The sequence below is a fragment of the Actinoplanes derwentensis genome (assembly GCF_900104725.1).
GTDB lineage: Bacteria > Actinomycetota > Actinomycetes > Mycobacteriales > Micromonosporaceae > Actinoplanes > Actinoplanes derwentensis.
In genome coordinates this window covers 6,511,764-6,534,031 of record NZ_LT629758.1, presented here as the reverse complement: position 1 = coordinate 6,534,031, position 22,268 = coordinate 6,511,764, and the positions used below count along the sequence as shown (strand labels likewise).

The following is a 22,268-nucleotide window of genomic DNA, read 5'->3' as shown; positions in this document are numbered from 1 at the left end:
GGAGGTGGGTCGTGGGTCGCAACGCTCTGTGGGACCGGGTACGCGTCGTCGTCGATGACACGGTGGTGCTCGCGTCACTGGTATTGCTGGCTTGGCCGGTGGCCGATCCCGCCCAGCCGGGTGGCCCGGCTGGACGGATCGTCACACTGCTCGCGGCACTGTGCCTGGGCCTGGCCGTGCTGCTGCTGGACACCCGTCGCGGGATGATGCGGCTGCTCACCATGGCTGCCGCGCTGATCGTGGTGGTGATCCGGGAGGTGACCACCGGACTGCCGCCGGGCGGGACCTGGCTGCTGGTGCTGGTCGCCGCGGCCGGGCTGCTGCGGCAGGTCCTCGGCGCGCGGATCGACCCGGACCGCAACCGGCAGCAGACGCTGCTCGCGCAGCAGGCCTTCCGGGATCCGCTGACCGGGCTCGGCAACCGGCGGATGTTCACCGAGTACGCCACCGAGGTCATCGCCGAGCCGTCCCGGACCAAGACCGCGGTGATCGTGGTCGACCTGGACGGGCTCAAGGACATCAACGAGGCCCTCGGGCACTCGGCCGGCGACGACCTGCTGCGTGCCGCGGCGGACCGGCTCGCGGTGAACGTCCGCGCCAACGACACGGTCGCCCGGCTGGACGGTGACGAGTTCGTGGTGCTGCTGCCCGGACTGGAGGACGAGCAGGCCGCGGTCGCGGTGGCCGAGCGGGTCCTCACCGAATTGCACCGTCCCCTGCAGGTGGGCGGGCTGACGCTGGACATCCGGGCCAGTGCCGGGGTCGCGGTCGCCGAAGGCGGCGGCCAGAGCGGTCTCGACGGGGTGCTGCGCCGCGCCGACCAGGCCCTGATCCGGGCCAAGCGGGACGGCGGCGGGGTGGCCCGGCGGTTCGACCCGGTCATGTTCGCGAAGGCCGAGCAGCGCCGCCTGGCCGAGCAGGACCTGATGCGCGGGCTGGAGGCCGGCGAGTTCGAGGTGCACTACCAGCCGATCGTCGACCTGACCCAGGGCGGCATCACCGTCGGGGTGGAGGCGCTGGTCCGCTGGCGGCACCCGGAGAAGGGCCTGGTCCCGCCGGCGCTCTTCCTGGAGTTGGCCGAGCAGCTCGGTCAGGTGCCCCGGCTCGGCGGCTGGGTCCTGGAGGAGGCCTGTCGGCAGGCGATGGACTGGCAGATCCGGTTCCCCGGATTCGAGATGAACGTCAACCTGTCCGCCTCCCAGCTCGGCAACCCCAAGCTGATCGACGAGGTGCGTGAGGTGCTGCGCCGGACCGGCCTGCCGCCGCACGACCTGGTGCTGGAGCTGACCGAGTCGGTGGCGCTCACCGACCTGGTCGAGTCGGCCCGGGTGCTGTCCGCGCTCAAGGAGCTGGGTGTCCGGATCGCGCTCGACGACTTCGGCACCGGTTTCTCCTCACTCAGCCACCTCAGCACCCTGCCGGTCGACGTGGTCAAGATCGACCGCTCGTTCGTGCAGGCGATGCCGGAGACCGGCGGCGCCTCGGTGGCCGAGGCGGTGCTGCACATCGCCCGGACCTTCAACCTGTCCCCGGTGGCCGAGGGTGTCGAGGACGCCGGCCAGGCCGAACGGCTCCGGGAACTGGCCTGTGCGCGGGCCCAGGGTTACCACTTCGCCCGGCCGATGCCGGCTCTCGGAGTGACCGAACTGCTGGCCAAGCAGAGCCCTGTCGTCATCGACATCGACGTCGAGTCATAGCGGCGGCAGATCCATCTCCGTCTCCAGATGCAGGTCGGCGGCGGTCGCCCGGAACACCGGGTGGCCGTCGCCGAACACTTTCCGCAGCCCGTCGAGGGCCTGCTGCCGGGCGGTCTCGTCGGTACCGAGCCGGGCCAGGTTCCAGGCGCAGGCCGTGGTGTCCGGATGGTCGCTGCCGCGGACCGCCTGCGAACGGCGCAGGGTGTCGGCCGCCAGCTCCCGAGACCGCTGCGCCTCACCGACCGCGACGAGGTCGGCGACCAGCCCGTTGGCGCAGCTCAGCGTGAACGGGTGGTCGGGACCGACACTGCGGCGCAGCCCGCCGAGCACTTCCAGGTCGATGGTCCGGGCCTCGCGGTGCCGGCCCGTCGCCCGGACCACTCCGGCCAGCGCCGCCGACGCCGCCAGGGTGAACGGATGCTCGTCGCCGAGCACCGAGTGATAGCGGATCACGGCACGTTCCAGCATCTCGTGGGCCTCGTCCAGGTCGCCGTCGGCGCGGGCGCAGTTGGCCGCCGAGACCGCCGCCGCCAGGGTGTCGACGCTCAGCTCACCGAACCGTTTCCGGCTCATCGCCAGGTTCTCCACCGCCAGCGCCCGGGCCGGGGACTCGCCGCGCCGCCGGGCAGCCATCGCGGCGCACCGCCCGGCCCAGAGCGCGAACGGATGATCGGCCGGCATCGCGTCGCCGGGCCGGGCGGCCAGCACGTCGGCCGCACCGGCGTAGTCGCCGAGACCGAACAGGTCGAAGGCGAGCGCGGCCCGCGACGACACGGTCTCCGGATGCCCGTCCACGAAGATCGCCTGCCGGTGCCGGAGCACCTGCTCGTCGAGTGCCCGGGCACCCCGGAAGTCACCGAGCAGCCGCAGGTCGGCGGCGAGATTGTTGGCGCAGCGCAGCGCGGCCGGATAGCTCTCCCCGAAGAGCCGCCGGAACCGCACCAGATTGTCGGCGTCGAGTTGCCGGGCCTGCCCGAAATGCCCCTGCATCCGCAGATCGGCGCCGACGCTGTTGGCGGTGGCCAGGGTCGCCTCGTCGTCGGCGCCGACCACCTCCCGCTGGGTGCGCAGGGTCTGCAGGTTGAGGTTGCGGGCGTCCACCGTGCGACCGACCGACCGCAGCGCGTTGGCCAGGTGGAACCCGGCCAGCAGGGTCTGCTCGGCGGACTCGCCCAGACCGTCGCGCCAGCGGGCCACCGCGGCGTTCGCCAGGTCACGGCTGGAGTCGTAGTCACCGCGGGCGTAATGGAACCGGATGCAGTTGATCACCAGCTGGCGGATCTCCTCGGCGTCGCCGCCGAGCAGGTCGGAGTGGATCAGGTGCGGGGCCAGTTCGGCGTACCTATACCAGCCGGCCGGGTCGTCCGGGTCGCCCGGATCACCGGCGGCCAGCATGCCCCGGACCGTCCGCAGCAACGCCGCGTGCCGTTCCGAACTCAGCTCCTGCCCGAACATGCCCCGGATCAGCGGATGCACGGTGAGCTGCTCACCGGCCGGATCCAGGCCGGCCAGCCCGAACCGCGCGATCCGGCGCATCGCGGCCCGCAACCGCCGCTCCACCCGCACCGTGCGGGCCAGCTCCGGCTCCAGTGGCAGCGTGCGCGCCGCCCACAGCAGCCGCCACGATATCGGCGCGCTGGCCAGGAACGTGCACAACTCCAGCAACACCCGATCGGCCGGGGCGGCGGCGCCCAGTGCCTCGGCGGCCAGCCCCCAGGCCACCCGGATCGGCGTGGGGAAAGCCAGCTCGGCGGCCCGCCGGTCGAAATCCTCCAGATAGCCCGCCACCGGGCGGCCGGTCGCCTCCCGGACCGCCGCGGCCAGATCCAGAGCCATCGGTACGTCACCCAGACGCTCGGCCAGCCGTCCCGCGTCGACCGCGGACAACTCCGGCGACCGGGTCCGCAGCATGTCCACACTGTCCGTACGGTCGAACACCGGCACCGGCAGCCCTTGCGCCACCTCGGTCGTCCACCGTGGATTACGGCTGGTCACCAGCACGTGCCCGGCGCCGCTGGGCAGATAGGGGGTGATGTCCTCGGGCCGGTTCGCGTTCTCGAAGACGACAAGCCAGTTCCGGTACGGCTCACCACGGCTCAGCGCATCCCGCACCGCCCCCAGTGTCCGATTGAGATCACGGGACTCCGGCAGCCCGAGCCGGTGCGCCAGCCCCGCCAGAGCGGCGCGGGTGCCGGCGGTCTGCTCGGCGGGGATCCACCAGATCAGGTCGTAGGCTTCGGCGTGGCGATGGGCATACTCCACCGCCAACTGGGTACGCCCCGTGCCACCGAGCTGATGCTCCTGGCTCGGCAGCAACACCACCGGGCCGTTGCCGAGCTTCTCCCGCACCAGGGTCAGGAGATCGTCACGGCCTACGAAGCGGGGGTTGCGCGGCGGCAGACCACCACGAATCGGCATGTCGATTACCGTACGTCCAACGATGGCCACAGAAAAGGAGGCCCGGTGACCGACGAGACCCGGACGACCACTCTGGAGCTGACCGGGGAGATCGACATCTCCACCGTCGAGAGTGTGCGGGTGACCCTGCAGGAGGCGGTCGCCGCCCGTCCGCACCGCATCGTGGTGAACATGGCCGGCGTCTCGTTCATCGACTCGACCGGCTTGGGCGCCCTGATCGCCGGTTTCCAGCGAGCCCGCGACAACCACATCAGCTTCCTGCTGGCCGAGCCCTCCGCCCAGGTCCGCCAGATCCTGGTGCTGAGCGGCCTGCTGGAGGTCGTCCCGATCACCCCGTGAACTCGCGCCGTCGGCGTGCCTCTCCACTGAGTCACCGGGGTAGACCGTGGTAGCGCTCCTCGCAGACCGAGCACTTGGGCAAGGATTCGTGATCCCGGTAAGGGACGAAGTAGACACCGCACATGGACCTGACACTGCGACCCATGACCGAGCTCTGGGCGAGATTACGTCGATGCGTGTAGTGAGCCTTGTCGTTGGAACTCGACTGCGCGACCAGGCCGTCATCGGTGATTTTCTGCAGCTGATCGATGCGAAGGGCGTGGCTTCCCATTTCGTCGATCGTCGAGTGAGTGTCGCCGAAACGGTCCCAGCCCGTCTCGGGCGGGCTGATCGAGATCAGCACATGCATCGTGGCCTGCCAGCCCAGGTGGGAGGTTCGGAACTCGTTCTCGAGTTCGATCTCGACCACTGTCTCCTCGCGCTCGAAGCCTGGTTCGCGCACTCTTTCCAGAGTCACTTCGCAGGTTCCGAACCGCTTCGCCGGGTCCTTCGGGTGCGGAAGCATGAAGGCCGCAGTTCCGCCGTCGGCGACCGTGCGCAGGGCCTCCAAGACGAGGCGCTGGATGTCCAGTTCCCAGTCCGTCAACAACTTTGCCGCGGTCTCGCGCTTCAACTGCCGGCGGTCGTCGTCGGTGGGGAGCCATTTGTCGATCTCGCCAGACTTGTCGGCCCGCTTGACCCGCTCGTAGAAGTCGTCCCGGTCTTCGTGGCCACCTTTGGCGAGCCCGGCCGAGACAAGCCAGCAAGTACCGGTGCCGGAGTCGATCCAGATACCGCCACGCCATTGGCCGGACTTGATCTCGAGAAGCGTGAAACGAGTGCAGCTCTTTACCGGCCCGACGAAGTTGTCTTGCTGAGGGTCGTCGCCGAAGCACTCCCGCGCTTTCTGGATGATCGGATGGGGTAGCTCACTCAGCGGAGAAAGCGGGTCGAGCCCTCCAACGCCGGGTCCCGGTTGAGGGTGGTGGGACTTCCATCCGTCGCGGAGATCATCCTGAAGCACTCGGAGGGTGGGGCGCGCCCGTCGGGATTCCACCGAGCCATTGTTCCGGCGGCGCCGGCTGGGAACGTCAGCGACGCACCCAGCCGGCGCCGATTCACAGTAGGTCGGAAAGTTCGTCGATCGCAGCGGCACGGTTCTGCTGTTGTTGCGCGAAGCGCTCGGCGAGCTCACGGCGGTCATGTTGACGACGATGCTCGAACTTGACGACCTCGCTGAACGGGATGCGCCGGTCCCGGCCGACGCGGTCGAATGGGATTTCACCCCGGTCGAGAAGTTTGTACAGGTGTGCGCGACTCATGCCGAGGCGATCAGCGACTTCACTCGGTGTCAGCGCGGCGGTCGGCTCGAACGCGGTGATCTCGGCACCCGCACGAATGGACTCGGTAAGGGCGCGGATGACGTCGAACATCTCCGGCGAGATCTCGGCAGCAGCACGCTCAAGCTGGTCGAACTGCTCGGCAGGGACATGGGAAGTGTCGATCGCGTGCATGGCTCACCCACGGGTAGGCTGGTCGATGCAGATGTCATAGATAGCGTAGATGTCGCAGATGCTACCAGTGGCGGATCTGCTGGAACAAGCTCTAAAGCATTCTGAGCTGGGCTTTAGGTTCCTGGCTGCACACTGCCGACGTGGTCGGATGGGTCGGTGCGAAGCTTTTCGATTGCTGGAAGATGTTTGCCGATGTAGAGCATCAGGCTCAGGATTGCGGCCAGTAGGGCCAGGGCGCCGGCTGCGTACCAGGCCAGGGTGTAAGTGCCGAGTTGGTCGCGGACCAGGCCGGCTCCGGTGGCGGCGATCGCGGCGCCGATCTGGTGGGAGGCGAAGACCCAGCCGAAGACGATCGGGCCGCTCTCGCCGAAATACTCCCGGCAGAGGACGACGGTCGGCGGCACGGTGGCCACCCAGTCCAGCCCGTAGAAGAGGATGAAGATCAGCATGCTCGGGTGGGCGGTGGCCGCGAAGAGAGACGGCAGCACCAGCAGCGACAGGCCGCGCAGCGCGTAGTAGCCGCCGAGCAGGATTCGGCTGTCCACTCGGTCGGTCAGCCAGCCGGAGGCGATCGTGCCGACGATGTCGAAGAGGCCGACCAGCGCGAGCAGCCCGGCCGCGGCGGTCGGCGCCATCCCGTGGTCGTGCGCGGCCGGGATGAAATGCGTACCGACCAGTCCGTTGGTGGTCGCCCCGCAGATCGCGAAACCGCCCGCGAGCAGCCAGAAGGGCCGGGTCTTCGCGGCGTCGCGCAGCGCCCGCAGGGCATTGCGGGCCGCGCCGCCCGCCGGCTTCGCCGGCACGACGATCTCGGTGGCGCCGAGGGCGGGCACGTTCAGGTCGGACGGGTGGTCGCGGAGGCGCCAGGCGATCAGCGGTACGACAGCGAGTGCCGCCACCGACACGGTCGCCGCCGCGGTGCGCCAGCCGTCCGACTCGACGATCCGGGACAGCACCGGCAGGAAGATCAGGTTGCCGGTCGCGCCGGCCGCGGTGAGGATGCCGGTGACCAGCCCGCGATGTCTGGTGAACCAGCGTCCGGTGATGGTGGCGACGAACCCGAGTGCCAGCGATCCGGTGCCCAGCCCGACCAGTACGCCCCAGCAGAGCAGCAGTTGCCAGCTCTGGGTCATCCACAGGGTCAGTCCGGAACCGGCCGAGACGAGAACCAGCGCGCCCATCGCGACCCGGCGGATCCCGAACCGGTTCATCAGCGCCGCCGCGAACGGTGCGGTCAGGCCGTAGAGCATCAGGTTCACCGACACGGCGGCCGAGATGGTGCCGAGTGACCAGCCGAACTCGTCGTGCAGCGGCTGGAGCATGACGGACGGGGTGGACCGGAATCCGGCGGCGCCGAGCAGGGCGACGAAGGTCACCGCGGCCACGGCCCAGGCGGGATGGATGCGTCTCACGGTGGTGATCCTGCCGCCTTCCACCGGTCCGGACGAGTGGCCGGGAGGCCATCATGCGCAAGAATCGGGCCATGAGACATGTAGTTGGCGAACTCGTCCTGGACGGGGTCGTCCCGTTCGACCTCGGGGTGCCCGCCCAGATCTTCGGCGCGGCCCGGAACGAATCCGGCGACCGGCTCTATGACCTGCGGGTCTGTGGTCCCGGCCCGGCCACCACCGAAGCCGGTTTCACGGTGGTACCGGCGTTCGGCCTGTCCGAATTGTCGCAGGCGGACACGATCATCGTTCCCGGAATCCACCGGGGCGGCCCGGTCACCGACGGAACCGTCGAGCCGGAGATCCGCGAAGCCCTTCACGATGCGGCCGCCCGTGGCGCCCGGATCGTCTCCATCTGCACCGCCGCCTCGGTGCTGGCCGCGGCCGGTCTGCTGGACGGCCGGCCCGCCGCCACCCACTGGGCCTGGGCCGAGCGGATCGGTGGCCTCTATCCGCAGGTCGACTGGGACTTTGACGTGCTCTTCGTCGACGACGGCGACATTCTGACCTCGGCCGGGGTGGGTGCCGGGGTGGACCTCTGCCTGCACATCATCCGTACCGACCACGGCTCCGGCGTCGCCAACCGGGCGGCTCGCCGGTGTGTGATGCCGCCGTGGCGGGAGGGTGGCCAGGCGCAGTACATCGAACGCCCGGTCCCGTCGGCCGCCGGGGCGGGCACCGAGCCGACCCGGGCCTGGGTGCTGGACCGGCTGGCCGAGCCGGTGAGCCTGGAGGAGATGGCCGGGCACGCCCGGATGAGCGTCCGGACCTTCACCCGCCGGTTCCGCGACGAGACCGGCCTCAGCCCGCGGCAGTGGCTGCTGCGCCAGCGGGTCGAGCACGCCCGGATCCTGCTGGAATCGACCGATCTGGCGGTCGACACGGTGGCCCGCCGGGCCGGGCTCGGCAGCGCGACGGCACTGCGCCAGCACATGCACGCGACGATCGGCGTGGCGCCGTCGGCGTACCGGCGGACCTTCCGTCCTGATCTTCACGCGCTCAGTTCCGGGCGGAAACTTCCGATGAATCACTGAGCGCTCTTTCCGCCCCCGCTGAGGAACCCATGGATCAAACCTTCCGCCCGTTGCTAGACGCCCTGAAGCAGATCGGAGTGGACCCGGCGGCGGTCGACCGGGCCTCCGCGGAGGCCCAGCGCAGCGGCCGGTCGGTGCGCGCCGTCCTGATCAACGACCAGGTCGTCACCGAGGAACAGCTGACGCAGGCGGCCGCCGCGGCGTTCGGTATCAACACCCTGGATCTGGTCGGTTTCACCCCCGACCCGGCGGCGCTGAAACGGATCCCGTTGCCGGTCGTACTGCGGCACCGGGTTCTGGGTCTGGCGATCAACGACGGCGAGCTGGTGGTCGGCGTGACCGATCCGGCCGACGTGGTGGCGCTGGACGACGTGCGGGCCGCGACCGGCATGACCGTGCGCCCGGTGGTGGTGGCCCGCAGCGAGGTCCGCCGGATCATCGAGAAACTCCAGCGGGACGGCACCGACCTGACCGACCTGGCCGAGGAACAGGGCGACCAGGGCGGCATGACCGCGCAGTCGAGCGGCGCCGAGGACGCCCCGATCGTGCGCTACGTGAACAGCCTGATCGAGCAGGCCGTCATGAACCGTGCCTCCGACCTGCATCTGGAGCCGACCGAGGACGACATGCGGGTGCGGTACCGGATCGACGGCGTACTGCACGAGGTGGACCTGGTGCCCCGAGGGGTGATGGCGGCGCTGATCTCCCGTATCAAGATCATGTCCGGGGTCGACATCACCGAGAAGCGCATCCCGCAGAACGGCCGGATCACCGCCCTGATCCGGGACCGCACGGTCGACCTGCGCACCGCCACCCTCCCCACGGTCTGGGGCGAGAAGATCGTGCTTCGGGTCCTGGACACCGGCGGCATCGACCTGGACCTGTCCAAACTCGGGTTCACCGAGCACAACCTGCAACGCTTCAGCGCCTCGTTCAGCAAACCGCACGGCATGGTGCTGGTGACCGGCCCGACCGGTTCCGGCAAGTCGACGACGCTGTACGCCACGCTCGGCAAGATCAGCCGGCCCGAGGTCAACGTGATCACCGTCGAGGACCCGGTCGAGTACCGGCTGCGCGGCATCAACCAGGTCCAGGTCAACGCCAAGGCGGGGCTGACCTTCGCGGCGGTGCTCCCGGCGATCCTGCGTACCGACCCGGACGTGGTCCTGATCGGTGAGATCCGGGACCACGCCACCGCCCAGATCGCCGTCGAGGCCGCTCTCACCGGTCACCTTCTGCTCTCCACGCTGCACACCAACGACGCACCCGGCGCGGTCACCCGGCTCACCGAGATGGGTATCGAGCCGTTCCTGGTCGGCTCCTCGCTCGACTGCGTGCTCGCCCAGCGTCTGGCCCGGCGGATCTGCGACTGGTGCAAGGAGCCGTACACGCCGACCGAGGAGGAGGTGGTGGCCGCCAACTGGCCGTTGCAGGACCTCGCCTACCCGGAGGTGCTCTACCGCCCGGTGGGCTGCCGGAACTGCGCGAACACCGGGTACAAGGGCCGGATCGCGATCCACGAGGTGATGCCGGTCAGCCCGGAGATCGAATCGCTGACGATCCGGCGCTGCTCGGCGGGCGAGATCCGCGAGGTCGCCGTGGCGCAGGGGATGTACGACCTGCGGGCCGACGGGCTGGCGAAAGCGGCCGGCGGGCTCACCTCGATCCGAGAGGTCAGCCGAGTGGCTGTGTGAGCGCACCCCAACCGCTACTAAACCCCTTCCCCTCGGTGCCGATTCAACAGTCGACAGCAACATCGAGGCCGGGGAGATCAGATGACCACGCTCCAGCACGAGGTACCGGAGGCGACGTCCGCCGGGACCCCGGAGGACCTGGAGGTACTCGACCAGCTGCTCGTCACTCTGGTCGAGGCGGGCGGATCGGACCTGCACCTGACCGTCGGCTCGCCGCCGATGATCCGGGTGCACGGCGATCTGCAGGCGGTTTCCGGGTACGGCAAGCTCAACAACTCGGACACCGAACTGCTGGCCTGTGCGGCGGTCAGCCGCGCCCAGTGGCACACCTTCCTGGCCGAGCGGGAGCTGGACTTCGCGCACAGCATCGTCGGGGTCTCCCGGTTCCGCGGGAACCTCTACCGCCAGCGGAACTCGTGCGGCGCGGTCTTCCGGGCCATCCCGCACAAGATCAAGCCGCTGGACGAGCTGGGCATGCCGGAGTCGGTGGCCCGGTTCGCCCACCTGCCCCGCGGCCTGGTCCTGGTGACCGGCCCGACCGGTTCCGGCAAGACCACCACCCTGGCGTCGCTGCTGGACCTGGCGAACCGCAGCCGGGCCGACCACATCATCACCATCGAGGACCCGATCGAGTTCCTCCACCCGCACAAGCGGTGTGTGGTGAACCAGCGGGAGGTCGGCACCGACACCGGCGACTTCGCCAGCGCGCTGAAACACGCGCTGCGGCAGGACCCGGACATCATCCTGGTCGGCGAGCTGCGCGACCTGGAGACCACGGCCACCGCCCTGACCGCGGCCGAGACCGGTCACCTGGTGATGGCGACCCTGCACACGCAGAGCGCCACTCAGACCATCGACCGGGTCATCGACATCTTCCCGCCGCACCAACAGCTGCAGATCCGCGCCCAGCTGGCAGCCAGTCTCCAGGGTGTGATCACGCAGGCGCTGGCGCCGACGGCGGACGGAAAGGGGCGTTCGGTGATCTGCGAGATCCTCACCTGCACCCCGGCCATCCGCAGCCTGATCCGGGAGGGCAAGACCCACCAGATCCCGTCGTTCATGCAGGCCGGCGGCAGCGAGGGCATGCTCTCGTTCGACCAGCACCTGGCCGAGAAGATCCGGGAGGGTCTGGTCTCCATGCCGACCGCACTGGAGATCTGCCACTCCGGCGACGAACTCAAGCGGCTCGTGGGACGGGGCTGACCATGCCGACCACCAAGACCTTCACCTACTCCGCGATCGACGCGACCGGCAAGAAGGCCAAGGGGACGATCGAGGCGCCCAACGAGGCCGCCGCCACCCACATGCTGCGCTCGCGTGGCGAGGTGCCGCTCGAGGTCGCCGAGACCGGGCACGGCCTGCAGAAGAACATCACCATCCCGGGCCTGGGCGGCCGGACCAAGCTCAAGGATCTCGCCGTCTTCGCGCGGCAGTTCGCCACCATGACCGCCTCCGGGATGTCGCTGCTGCGTTCCCTGGCGATCCTCGAGGAACAGACGTCGGCGCTGTCGCTGAAGAAGGCGACCGCCGAGGTCCGTGCCGACGTGGCCGCCGGTGGTGGGCTCTCGCAGTCGATGGCCAAGCACGACCGGATCTTCCCGCGCCTGATGATCGCGATGATCCGGGCCGGCGAGGCCGGCGGCATGATCGACAAGGCTCTGGAGCAGATCGCCGAGAGTCTGGAGAAGGACACCGTGCTCCGCGGCAAGATCAAGGCCGCGCTGACCTACCCGGCGATCGTGCTGGGCTTCACCTTCGTCATGATCGCCGGCGTTCTGATCTTCATCGTCCCGATCTTCGAAGGGATGTTCAAGAGTCTCGGCGGCGCGCTGCCGGCACCGACCCAGTTCCTGGTCACGGCCAGCCACAACATGGGCTGGATCGGACCGTTGGTGATCGGCGTCTCAGTCGCCTGGACCGTCTTCTACAAGCGGCAGACCCGCACCAGCGAGAACTTCCGGCTGCGGGTCGACCAGATCAAGATGCGCCTGCCGGTCTTCGGACAGCTGCTGCGCAAACTCGCCATGAGCCGGTTCTCCCGCAACCTCGGCCTGCTGCTGAACGTGGGTGTCCCGGTCATGCAGGCACTGGCGGTGGTCGGTGAGACCACCGGCAACGAGGTCATCAACGCCGCCATGAAGGACGTCCAGGCGACCGTCCGGGACGGTCAGACGATGTCCACGGCGCTCCGGCGCCACCCGATCTTCCCGACGATGGTCACCCAGATGATCGAAGTCGGCGAGGAGAGCGGCCAGATCAGTCAGATGCTCGACAAGGTTGCCGATTTCTACGACAGAGAGGTCGACACCTCCGCCGAGTCACTGACCGCCTCGATCGAACCGATCATGGTCGTCGTCATGGGCACCGTGGTCGGCGGCATGGTCATCTGCCTCTACCTGCCGATGTTCACGATCGGCCAGAGCATTCAGGGCTGACGTCCGACACCCGAACAAGCAACGATTCCCGGCCGGCTCCCGACGGCCGTAGCACCACCAACACCCATCCCCTGCCCCACCCAACGCCCATGGAGGCACCCCGAAATGCAGGACCTCATCGCCCGTCTTCGCGCCGGCAAGAAGAACGACGAAGGCTTCACCCTCATCGAGCTTCTGGTCGTGGTGGTCATCATCGGCGTCCTGGTCGCGATCGCCGTGCCGGTGTACCTGAACTACCGCCAGGGCGCGGCTGACAAGTCGGCGCAGTCCGACGTCCGCGGCGCGATCAGCGCGGTTGAGCAGTACTACACCAACAACGGCAACACCTTCCCGGCCTCAAAGTCTGAGAACGCCGCCAGCACGCTGGTCCTCGGCACGGCCCCCAACATCGCCACCATCACGCTGTCCGACAAGACCCAGCTGGGTTACGTCTACGACGCGACCGCGAAGACGTACAAGATCTGCGCGAACAACGCCGGTGGCAGCGGTAAGTGGTACGTCTACAAGAGCGCCGAGGGTGGCTCCGTGACGACCTCCGCCACCGCCCTCACGCTGGCTGCCTGCTGACACACCGGTTCCGGGTGGCGCCGGGCACGGCGCCACCCGCGACCACATCCTGACGAGCACTGAGAGGACCACCGTGACACAGGCCCCGCTGTACGTCATGGTGGCCCTCTTCGGGCTCGTCATCGGTTCCTTCCTGAACGTGGTGATCCACCGGGTGCCCCGCGGCGAGTCGCTGGTCCAGCCCGGGTCACACTGCCCGGACTGCGGCAGCCCGGTCCGGCCCCGGCACAACGTCCCGGTGCTCGGCTGGCTGATGCTGCGCGGCCGGTGCGCCGACTGCGGCACCCGGATCAGCGCCCGCTACCCGCTCGTCGAAGCCGGCACTGCCGTCCTGTTCGTGGCGGTCGCCGCCCGGTTCGGCTGGTCCTGGGAACTGCCCGCCTACCTCTACCTCGCCGCCGTCGCGATCGCTCTGGCGCTGATCGACCTCGACGTGATGCGACTGCCCAACAAGATCGTCATTCCGTCGTACGGGGTTGCCATGGCTCTGCTGGTCCCGGTCTCGCTGACCACCGGCGACCCGGCCGACCTGATCCGCGGCCTCCTCGCCGCGGTCCTGCTCTACGTGCTCTATCTGCTGCTCGCGATGTGGGGAATGGGCGGCGGCGACGTGAAGCTCGCTCCACTGCTCGGCTTCTACCTCGGCTGGCTCGGCTGGGGTGCGGTCACGGTCGGCGCCCTGGCCGGTTTCCTGCTCGGCGGCCTGGTCGGTGGCATGCTGCTCACCCTGAAACTGGCGAGCCGCAAGAGCCGGATCCCGTTCGGGCCCTACATGCTGGCCGGCGCCTTCCTGGCGGTCTTCGCCGCGGCGCCGCTCACCACCTGGTACACGAACCTGCTCCTGCCCACCTAGATCCGAACCGCTGAGAGGAAGGCAGACCGATGGCTGGTGCCACACCGATCGGGCTGGACATCGGCTCGTCCTCCATCCGGGCCGTGGAAGTCCGCCGCAACAAGGATGAGTACTCGCTCATCAACTTCGGTCAGTTCCCGCTGGAGCCCGGCACCGTGGTGGCCGGTGTGGTGCAGAACCCGATCGGGCTCACCGCAGCCCTCAAGCAGCTCTGGGCGGCCGGCAAGTTCGGCAGCAAGCGGGTCAACCTGGCGGTCACCAACCCGCAGCTGGTGGTCCGGGAGACCTCGATCGCCAACCTGCCGGCCAACCAGATGCGCCAGGCCCTGCCGTTCCAGGTCAAGGAGCAGCTCCCGCTCGCGGTCGAGCGTTCCCTGCTGGACTTCTACCCGCTCGAGCAGCCGGGTGACGACCAGACCGTCCGCGGCCTGCTGATCGCCATGCCCAAGGAAGCGGTCCTCACGCTGGTGCAGGCGGTCCAGAAAGCCGGTCTCAAAGTCAACGGAGTCGATCTGGCCTCGTTCGCCATGCTGCGCTCCGCCTCCCGGCTGGACGCCCAGGTCGAGGCGATCGTCGACATCGGCGCCAACATCACCAGCGTGGTGGTGCACGCGGACGGCGAGCCGCTGTTCGTGCGTACCCTGCCCCGCGGCGGCTCCGAGATCACCGACAACGTCGCCACCCGCCTGGGCCTGTCCACCATCGAGGCGGAGACCCTCAAGTGCCGGTTCGGCCTGCACGGCGACGGCAACCCGGACACGGTGGCCGCCCTGGTGGACGCGGTCCGCCCGCTGGTCAGCGAGTTGCGCAGCTCGTTCACCTACCTGGCCTCGGGCGAGCGGCAGAAGCAGGTCAGCCGGATCTCGCTCTGCGGCGGCAGCGCGCTGATGCCCGGCCTCGCCGCACACCTGCAGGAGCAGTTGGGCGTCGCGGTGATGTATGCGGACAGCGCGGCCCGGCTGAAGGACACCCGCAAAGCCCGCGAGCAAGGTTTCGACAGTTTCGTCCCGTCGGCTGCGGTGTCGATCGGCCTCACCCTCGGAGCAGCCTGATGAGCACCACCGCCCTGATGCCCGTGGATCCGTCGGTGTCGCCACAACAGGCGGCCCGGGTCCTGTCCATCCGCGCCGATCTGCTGCCACCGGAGATCAGGGAGAGCCGGCGGTCCCGGATCACCCGCACGATGATCGTGGTCCTGGTCGTCGCCACGCTCGCCGTCCTCGCTGCCTGGTACGCGCAGGCGTCCATCGCCAAGCAGAACGCCGACGACGAGTACACCGAGACCTTCCAGTCCTTGACCACGGTCCGCAGCGCGCAGAAGGTCGACGACCTGCGTGACCTGGTCGAGTACCAGCAGGGCGGGACGGAACTGAACACCGAGCTGGCCGCGGTGATGGCCAGTGACCTGTCCTGGACCAACCTGCTCACTCTGATCCGGGACCGGGCGGTGGACACCAAGGTGGACATCACCGACATCAACGGCACGCTGAACGACACCAGCACCAGTACCAGCACCGAGACAACCGACGAGATCGGCACGCTGACGGTCTCCGGTACCGCCGCCGACAAGCGTGACGTCGCCGACTACGTCAATGAGCTCGGCGACCTGGAGGACATGGTGAACCCGTTCGTGACGAGCGTGACGGACCAGGACGACGTGGTCGTCTTCTCCGTCACGATCACCATCACCAAAGACGCGCTCTGTGGGCGCTTCACCGAGGACTGCCCGAGCGGAGGAAAGTGATGACCACGCGTCGTATCGACCAGATCTGGCTCTTCGGTGGGCTGACCCTGGCCATCCTGCTCGTGATCGGCAGCTACTTCCTGGTGATCGGACCGAAATACACCGCCCGGGACACTGTTCAGAACGACACCGCCGACACCGTCCTGCAACTCGCCAAGGAGCAGAAGAAGCTCACCGAACTGCGGGAACAGCTCAAGAGCATCGAAACCTACAAGGCGACGCTGGTCACGGCACAGAAGGCCCTGCCGTACGGGAAGACCACCAACCAGATCCCCGAGTTCCTCAAGCAGTTGCAGGCCCTCGGCATCAAGAACAACGTCGACGTCAGCGGTTACGGGGCATCCGCGCCGCAGGAGCTGAAGAACACCCCCGCGGTGTCCGAACTGCCGATCACCCTGAACATCGAGGGCTCGATCGACAAGATCACCACCTTCGTCAAGGAGTTGCAGACCGAGCAGCCCCGGTCGGTGCTCATCCAGTCCGCCAAGTATGGCGTGAACGAGGACAAGTGGACGCTGACGCTCTCCCTGACCGCCTTCATCACCACGACCCAGACCAAGACCATCACCTCGTGACCGGTAACGGTTCGCTGTGCGGTTCCTATGTATACGCCGGAAGCTCTCGCATTCCCCCGAAATGACGGATATCGTTGCGTCTGGGTCCGCGCCGTTCCCCCCGTAGCGGCGCGGGCCCCCTTACTTTCTCCGGACAACCGGTCCGTCGGCGCCGGACAATGCGCCCTTAAGTTGGATTTAGTCCACACCGGGCACTGCCCGCCCCTCCTGGACAGGCATGAAAAAGGGTGATGGCCGCCTCACGACGGCCATCACCCTTCAAGCTCAGGTCTAGTAGTTGCCGTTCTGCTGGAAGTTGTTCCAGGCACCACACGGCGTCTTGTACCGGCCCTTGATGTAACCCAGGCCCCACTTGATCTGGGTGGCCGGGTTGGTCTTCCAGTCCGCGCCGGCCGAAGCCATCTTGCTGCCGGGCAGGGACTGCGGAATGCCGTACGCCCCGGAGCTGCGGTTTTCGGCCTTGTAGTTCCAGCCGCTCTCGTGATCCCACAGCTCGTTCAAGCAGGGGAACTCGGCGATCCCGAAACCGGCCGTCAGCGTCAGGGCGCACCCGATCTTGCGGCTGCCGCTGAACTCATTACAGGAGGACGGGATCGGCCCGTCGAACGGAACCGGCCCGGCTGCTTCCTCGGCCTTCCGCTTGGCCTCGGCCTTCGCCACCGCGACCGCCTTGGCCTGCGCCTTGTCCAGAGCGCGCGCACCAGTGGCGGCGGTCTTGGCCACACCCTGCGCCTTCACCGCGGCGTCGGCCTCGGCCTCGGCCCGGGCGGCCCGAGCCGCGGCGTGCTGGGTCTCGCGCTGGGCCAGGAGTTGCTCGGTCGCGGCCGCCGACTCGGCGGCCACCAGCTTGGCGTCCTGATGGCGCGCCACTTGGACACCACCGACCAGACCGGCCAGCAGGAGAGCGACCGACGCGACGCGAGCGCCTGTGGTCCGGAGTCGATTCACCGGGGGTCCCTTTCGACGGGCATGAATCCTCGACGCTTCCGGGTCCGTCTGGCGTGCAGTCCTGTGGGATCGATCACAAGCCTGGAGGGGTCTCCCGAGTACGGCTCAGGGAAGCGCGAAAGGCAGTTTGATGCCTGTCAGGGTGTCCTTGCAAGAGCAGGAGCGCTCGGACGGCAATTTGGCCACCGCATCGAGCAGAACGTCACGGAGCCGCGCCGTATTGTCGGCGAAAACCTGGAAGACCTCATCCTGCGTGACTCCGTGGTCACCCTCCACTCCGGCGTCCAGATCGGTCACCAGCGCGATCGCCGTGTAACAGAGAGCCAGCTCGCGGGCCAGCACCGCTTCCGGATGACCGGTCATGTTGACGATCGTGCCGCCGATCGAGGTGAACCAGCGCGACTCGGCGCGAGTCGAGAACCGCGGGCCCTCCACCACGACCATCGTGCCGCCGTCCACCGCGTTCACCCCGGCGGCGGAATCCAGCACCGTCGCACGGCCCACCGGGCAGTACGGATCGGCGAACGACACGTGCACCGCGCCCTCGTCGTAGAAGGTCTGCACCCGGCCACTCGTCCGGTCGATCAACTGGTCCGGCACCACGAACGTGCCCGGCCCCAACTCCGGCCGCAACCCGCCCACCGCGCACGGGGCGACGATCTGCCGCACACCCAGCGAACGTAGAGCCCACAGGTTCGCGCGGTACGGGATCAGGTGCGGCGGGAACCGGTGGTCACGCCCGTGCCGGGGCAGGAACGCCACCCGGCGGCCACCCACCTCGGCCACCGTGATCCGGTCCGACGGCGGCCCGAACGGTGTGTCGATCTCATGCTCGGTGGCGTTGTCGAGAAGCGCGTACAGCCCCGATCCGCCGATGACGCCGATCTCTGCTGCCGTAGGTGGCGGGTTCATGCCCAGACCTTATCCACGGACTGAATCGCAAGCTAATGTGCGAGTCATGGCTACGTCGAGCGAACGGCGGTAAACACGTGTTCGGTGAGCAGCAGCGGATCGGAGGCCGGTCGGTGGAGTCGATGACCGGTCAGCTGCTCGTCGCCACGCCCACCCTCAAGGACCCCAACTTCGACCGGACGGTCGTGCTGCTGGTGGCCCATGAGACCGGTGGCGCGCTGGGGGTCGTGCTCAACCGCGCGACCGAGGTCCCGGTGGCTGAGGTCCTCGGCACCTGGGGCGAGCTGGCCGGTGACCCCGCGGTGCTGTTCGAGGGTGGCCCGGTGCAGCCCGAGTCGGCTATCTGCCTGGCCCGCACCCGTCCCGACGTGAAGAAACGGCTCTCCGGGTTCCATCCGGTCAGCGGCGCGCTCGGCACCCTCGACCTCTCCGCCGACCCCGAGCGTCTGCGGGAGAGCGTCGCCGGCATCCGCGTCTTCGCCGGCTACTCGGGCTGGTCCGCCGGCCAGCTGGAGGAGGAGATCGCCGCCGGCTCCTGGTTCGTCTTCGACGCCCTGCCCGGCGACCCCTTCGTGGAGCGCCCCGACGACCTGTGGGCCATGGTCCTGCGCCGCCAGGGCGACATCCTGGCGGCCGTCGCCCACTTCCCTCCGGATGTCTCCCTCAACTGAGGGGGGTGTTTAGACGGGCCCCATGGGGGTGTGTAATATTTCCAGCGTGCCCGGGGGAAACGCTGGGGATGCAACAAAGCAAGCAAGGGGCTGTGGCGCAGCTGGTAGCGCACCACACTGGCAGTGTGGGGGTCAGGGGTTCGAGTCCCCTCAGCTCCACCCTTGAAAAACACCCGGACCATTTTGGTCCGGGTGTTTTTGTTTGTAGCGCCACATCGCCTTGTGCCGTTGGCATCGTGGCGGGTGCGATGGTCAGGTCAGGTGGACCAGGAGTAGGGCTATGTCGTCGCTGCGGCGTGGGGCCGCCGCCAGCAGGCGGGTGCAGAGGTCGTCGGCCGGGCAACCCGCGTTGGTCCGGAGTACCTCGGACAGGCGGTTGATGCCGTCGTCGAGAAGTTGTTCGCGATCCTCGACGAGGCCGTCGGTGTAGAGGATCAGCGTCGAACCCGGTGGCACCCAACGCCGGGCGGTGGTGCGTGGTTCCCGTGGCGGCAGGCCGAGCAGCGGCTCCGGCGGCACCCACCAGACCTGGACGCTGCCGTCCGGCTGGAGCAGCAGGGGCGGAGGATGCCCGGCGTTGGCGAAACTGACCTTGTAGCCGGAGGCGGATCGGCGGACCCGCGCGAGCACTGCCGTGGCCGAGGCGGGGACGTGCAACCCGTACAACGTCCGGTCCAGATGGGTGAGAAGGCCACCGGGCTCCTCGTCGCGCCCGTAGGCGTCTCCCCGGACCAGATTGCGCAGCTGACCCATGGTGGCAGCCGCTTCGATGTCGTGCCCGGAGACGTCGCCGACCGCGACCATGAAGCTGCCGTCGGGCTGGGCGAAAGCGTCGTACCAGTCGCCGCCTACCGCCGCGCCGTCCTGCGCTGGAAGGTACCGGGCGTGCAGCTCGATCCCGGGGATCGACGGCAACTCGGTGAGCAGGCTGCGCTGCAGCACCTCGGCCATGTGGTGCTGCTCCCGGTAGAGACGGCTGTTCTCCACGGCCAACCCCGCCCGGCGGCCGACCTCGGCGGCCGTCCACTCCTCGGCGGCACTGAAATCCGCTCGGTCGGGCCGGTTGACGAGTAGAACCGCCCCGATCGGGCGACGCCGCACCGGGGACACGATCGGCACGATCATCGCCGTCCCGAACCCGGCCCGGGCGGTGATCCCGGCTACTTCGGCGTCGGTGATCCGGCTCTGCAGTCCGGGGGTCCGCACCGGCCGGCCGGTGCGGTGAGCGGCACGCAGCATCGATCGCAGATCGGCCCGGGCGCCGACGGCCAACTCGGCGAGCCGGGCCATGTCAGCGGCCCGGGCCGGATCACGATGAACGGTCGAGACCAGGGCGGAGCCGCCCGGATCATCGGCGACCGCGACCACACACCAGTCCGCGAGGGTGGACGTGACGATGTCGCCGAGCCGCCGCATGGCCTCGTCCATGTCCATGGTGGCCGCCAGTGACTCGGTCAGGTCGGCGAGCAGTTCGAGCTGCTGGTGCGCCGACTCGGCGGCACGCCGGGCCTCCTCGGCGGCGGCCCGGGCGATCCGTAGGCACACCTCCGACGAACAGACCTCGGCAAGCTCGCTGAGCAGGGCGATCTCACTCGGGGTCCAGACCCGTGGCTCCTGATCCAAGGCGCAGAGCGCGCCGACGATCAGGCCGTCGGGGTCGGTGATCGGTGCTCCCGCGTAGGCAATGACCCCGATCTCCTCGATCGCCGGGTTGTCCCGCATCCGTGGATCGGTCCGCACGTCGGAGACGACCAGCATCGCTCCGGCCGCCACCACGTGCCGGCTGAACGAGTGGGTCAGCGGCATCTCCCGGGCCGAGGCCAGCGGATCGGGCACGCCGGTCTGTCCGGACAGGATCTGCCGATCGTCACCGACCAGGCAGACCGCGCCGATCGGCGCGTCGACCAGCTTGCGGACCAGCATGGCCACCCGGTCGAAGGCGTCGTCGGGCAGCGGGCCGCCAGCTATCCGGCGCACCGATCGCAGACGTCGCGGGTCGGTGAGCACCACCCGGTCGGCGTCGCTGATCACGTCCCACTGAAGCACATCGCCCCCCGGCCGTTCCGCACGCCAGGCTACCGGTGGGAAGGCAGAGCAGGTTCCTCCCCGGGTGACCCGATCATCCGTTTCGGCACGGCCGAACGGCCGATTCGACCCTGCAGACCCGGCCCGTCGATACGGTCGAAGGTGCTGGTCAAGACGGTTGCCCTCGGAAATCGCCGGGTTCCTGCCCACTTGCGGGACAGGAATCCGGCCGCGCGTGTCGGACTCGTATCGACCAGATGCCGGGACAGCCACCGGCCCGCGCGTGTCGACCACGTCGCGAACAGTCACCGGTCTGCGGTTACCGGCTTCCGCGCGAACGGATGCCGGCTCAGGCGCAAGGCTGAGTGCGCCGGGCCGAATACACGTCAGACCGAGTGCGCCGGGCGGGGTGTGGTTCGGGTCGAGTGCGCCGGGCGAGGGAAGTGCCGGGCTGACTGCGCCGGGCCGGGGCGGTGTCAGGCCGCGTTTGTTCGGTTTGTCGCGAACGGATGCCGGCGGCCGGCGGTCAGGCCGGAGCGCAGCGTGCCGCGGATCTCGGTCCAGCCCAGCCCTGCCCGCCGGGCCGCGGCCGTCAGCTCCCGCCGGACCTCCGGCTCGTCCAGCAGACCCGCCCCGACGAGCCGGCCGAGCATGAAGGCCGCCCTGTTCAGCGTGTCGTTGCGGGTGCCCTCGACGGCTCCGGCGACCCGTGTCGTCTCGGCGTCGAGAGCGGCCTCGGCGTAGCGGTCCGGATGGGTGATCGGCCCGGACCGCCCGGCCGCGGCCGTCGGCGGCGGGCCCGCGAGCAGGGTCAGCAAAGCGGTGGGCACGACCGGCAGCGTCACGGCGGGCCGCCGGATCCAGCGGTAGTCGGCACCGCGGGCATGCCGCGAGGGTGGCGCCAGCACATAACCACCCGCACCGCGCCAGTCGAGCCCCGGGACCAGGCGGACGCGGTTGCCCCACCCGGTCGGGCGGAACCACAGGTGCCGGCCGCCCCCGCCGCTGCGCACCTGCGGACCGGCCGGCACGTCGCCGCCGAGCAGATGACGCAGCCCGTGCCAGCCCTCCGCGGAGTCGACGTCGGCCACGTCCATCACCACTCCGGTGCGCAGGCCCACGTTGGCGCGCGGCCAGAAGGTCCACCAGAGCTGGATCTGCTGCGGATCGGTCGTGGCCTCGGTCAGGCCGTGACGGAGTCGTGGGTGCTTGCCGGAACTGGCGCATCGGGCTCCTTTGTCGCAAGAACAGGAACCACCCCGGTCAGGCGTGTGCACCGGCAGGACGGGGATCCCGTGCCGGGCGTACGCCAGGGCGGTCAGGAGCGACATTAGAACAACCGTACGACAAATTCCGGTCCTCGGCGTCCGTGAGGTGTGCCAGGGCAGCGAACTCGGCCCGTCGGCCCCCGGGAT

Annotated in this window: 20 protein-coding genes and 1 tRNA gene; 13 read left to right on the top strand and 8 right to left on the bottom strand. The window is 69.0% G+C overall.

Annotation, left to right across the window (positions count from 1 at the left end; translation table 11 throughout):
- The first annotated feature begins 11 nt into the window (after positions 1-11).
- Positions 12-1,697: a putative bifunctional diguanylate cyclase/phosphodiesterase gene (locus BLU81_RS28640; protein WP_092548027.1), complete on the top strand. Its 1,686-nt coding sequence runs from the start codon at positions 12-14 to the stop codon at positions 1,695-1,697.
- Here BLU81_RS28640 and fxsT read toward each other — a convergent pair.
- Positions 1,692-4,115: an FxSxx-COOH system tetratricopeptide repeat protein gene (gene fxsT, locus BLU81_RS28635; RefSeq protein ID WP_092548024.1), complete on the bottom strand. Its 2,424-nt coding sequence runs from the start codon at positions 4,113-4,115 to the stop codon at positions 1,692-1,694. The genes BLU81_RS28640 and fxsT overlap by 6 nt on opposite strands.
- Positions 4,116-4,160: 45 nt before the next feature.
- Here fxsT and BLU81_RS28630 point away from each other — a divergent pair, with 45 nt between their 5' ends.
- The gene (locus BLU81_RS28630; RefSeq protein WP_092548021.1) at positions 4,161-4,454 is read left to right on the top strand and encodes an STAS domain-containing protein; all 294 of its coding nucleotides are present in this window, start codon (positions 4,161-4,163) and stop codon (positions 4,452-4,454) included.
- A 31-nt stretch (positions 4,455-4,485) separates the two neighbouring features.
- Here the strand turns inward: BLU81_RS28630 and BLU81_RS28625 are convergent, their stop codons facing one another.
- From BLU81_RS28625 to BLU81_RS28615, 3 genes are all read right to left on the bottom strand, one after another.
- Complete coding sequence (locus BLU81_RS28625) at positions 4,486-5,490, bottom strand: DUF3039 domain-containing protein (RefSeq protein ID WP_157751822.1); 1,005 nt, start codon at positions 5,488-5,490, stop codon at positions 4,486-4,488.
- 61 nt (positions 5,491-5,551) lie between these two features.
- The gene (locus BLU81_RS28620) at positions 5,552-5,947 is read right to left on the bottom strand and encodes an excisionase family DNA-binding protein (protein WP_092548015.1); all 396 of its coding nucleotides are present in this window, start codon (positions 5,945-5,947) and stop codon (positions 5,552-5,554) included.
- Positions 5,948-6,060: 113 nt separating this feature from the next.
- Entirely contained in the window at positions 6,061-7,359 is a 1,299-nt protein-coding gene (locus tag BLU81_RS28615; RefSeq protein ID WP_092557778.1) for an MFS transporter, read from the bottom strand.
- A 71-nt stretch (positions 7,360-7,430) separates the two neighbouring features.
- On the opposite strand from BLU81_RS28615, the gene BLU81_RS28610 reads away from it, so the two are divergent.
- The 9 genes from BLU81_RS28610 (at position 7,431) to pilO (ending at position 16,297) form a co-directional block, all read left to right on the top strand.
- Positions 7,431-8,429 (top strand): GlxA family transcriptional regulator, encoded by a 999-nt coding sequence (locus tag BLU81_RS28610; RefSeq protein WP_373873363.1) that lies wholly within the window; start codon positions 7,431-7,433, stop codon positions 8,427-8,429.
- 29 nt (positions 8,430-8,458) lie between these two features.
- Entirely contained in the window at positions 8,459-10,123 is a 1,665-nt protein-coding gene (locus tag BLU81_RS28605) for a GspE/PulE family protein (protein WP_092548010.1), read from the top strand.
- A gap of 81 nt (positions 10,124-10,204) precedes the next feature.
- Positions 10,205-11,326 carry a type IV pilus twitching motility protein PilT gene (locus tag BLU81_RS28600; RefSeq protein ID WP_092548008.1) on the top strand — a complete coding sequence of 374 codons (1,122 nt, stop codon included), beginning with the start codon at positions 10,205-10,207 and terminating at the stop codon, positions 11,324-11,326.
- A 2-nt stretch (positions 11,327-11,328) separates the two neighbouring features.
- Complete coding sequence (locus BLU81_RS28595; RefSeq protein WP_092548005.1) at positions 11,329-12,558, top strand: type II secretion system F family protein; 1,230 nt, start codon at positions 11,329-11,331, stop codon at positions 12,556-12,558.
- 105 nt (positions 12,559-12,663) lie between these two features.
- A complete protein-coding gene (locus BLU81_RS28590) occupies positions 12,664-13,125 on the top strand; it encodes a type II secretion system protein (protein ID WP_092548002.1) in 462 nt (153 codons plus the stop codon).
- 73 nt (positions 13,126-13,198) lie between these two features.
- Positions 13,199-13,978, top strand: coding sequence for a prepilin peptidase (locus BLU81_RS28585; RefSeq protein ID WP_231953559.1), 780 nt, complete (start codon positions 13,199-13,201; stop codon positions 13,976-13,978).
- Positions 13,979-14,007: 29 nt separating this feature from the next.
- Positions 14,008-15,030, top strand: a complete 1,023-nt coding sequence (gene pilM / locus BLU81_RS28580) for a type IV pilus assembly protein PilM (RefSeq protein WP_092547999.1) — start codon at positions 14,008-14,010, stop codon at positions 15,028-15,030.
- Entirely contained in the window at positions 15,030-15,722 is a 693-nt protein-coding gene (locus BLU81_RS28575; protein WP_092547995.1) for a PilN domain-containing protein, read from the top strand. Before pilM ends, BLU81_RS28575 begins: the two co-directional genes overlap by 1 nt.
- Positions 15,722-16,297, top strand: coding sequence for a type 4a pilus biogenesis protein PilO (gene pilO / locus BLU81_RS28570; protein ID WP_092547992.1), 576 nt, complete (start codon positions 15,722-15,724; stop codon positions 16,295-16,297). The genes BLU81_RS28575 and pilO overlap by 1 nt, the downstream gene beginning before the upstream one ends.
- A 270-nt stretch (positions 16,298-16,567) precedes the next feature.
- On the opposite strand, the gene BLU81_RS28565 is transcribed toward pilO, so the two are convergent.
- Together BLU81_RS28565 and BLU81_RS28560 are read right to left on the bottom strand one after the other, a co-directional pair.
- Positions 16,568-17,245 (bottom strand): aggregation-promoting factor C-terminal-like domain-containing protein, encoded by a 678-nt coding sequence (locus BLU81_RS28565; protein ID WP_092547989.1) that lies wholly within the window; start codon positions 17,243-17,245, stop codon positions 16,568-16,570.
- A 105-nt stretch (positions 17,246-17,350) separates the two neighbouring features.
- Complete coding sequence (locus BLU81_RS28560; RefSeq protein ID WP_092547987.1) at positions 17,351-18,157, bottom strand: S-methyl-5'-thioadenosine phosphorylase; 807 nt, start codon at positions 18,155-18,157, stop codon at positions 17,351-17,353.
- Positions 18,158-18,279: 122 nt separating this feature from the next.
- Here BLU81_RS28560 and BLU81_RS28555 point away from each other — a divergent pair, with 122 nt between their 5' ends.
- On the top strand, positions 18,280-18,828 hold the full coding sequence (locus tag BLU81_RS28555) for a YqgE/AlgH family protein (RefSeq protein WP_172890850.1): 549 nt from the start codon (positions 18,280-18,282) through the stop codon (positions 18,826-18,828).
- An 86-nt stretch (positions 18,829-18,914) separates the two neighbouring features.
- Positions 18,915-18,987: transfer RNA gene (locus tag BLU81_RS28550), tRNA-Ala, on the top strand.
- Positions 18,988-19,080: 93 nt separating this feature from the next.
- Here BLU81_RS28550 and BLU81_RS28545 read toward each other — a convergent pair.
- Together BLU81_RS28545 and BLU81_RS28540 are read right to left on the bottom strand one after the other, a co-directional pair.
- Positions 19,081-20,874 carry a SpoIIE family protein phosphatase gene (locus BLU81_RS28545; protein ID WP_092547983.1) on the bottom strand — a complete coding sequence of 598 codons (1,794 nt, stop codon included), beginning with the start codon at positions 20,872-20,874 and terminating at the stop codon, positions 19,081-19,083.
- Positions 20,875-21,329: 455 nt separating this feature from the next.
- Positions 21,330-22,184 (bottom strand): bifunctional DNA primase/polymerase, encoded by an 855-nt coding sequence (locus BLU81_RS28540; RefSeq protein WP_092547980.1) that lies wholly within the window; start codon positions 22,182-22,184, stop codon positions 21,330-21,332.
- Between the last annotated feature and the right edge of the window lie 84 nt (positions 22,185-22,268).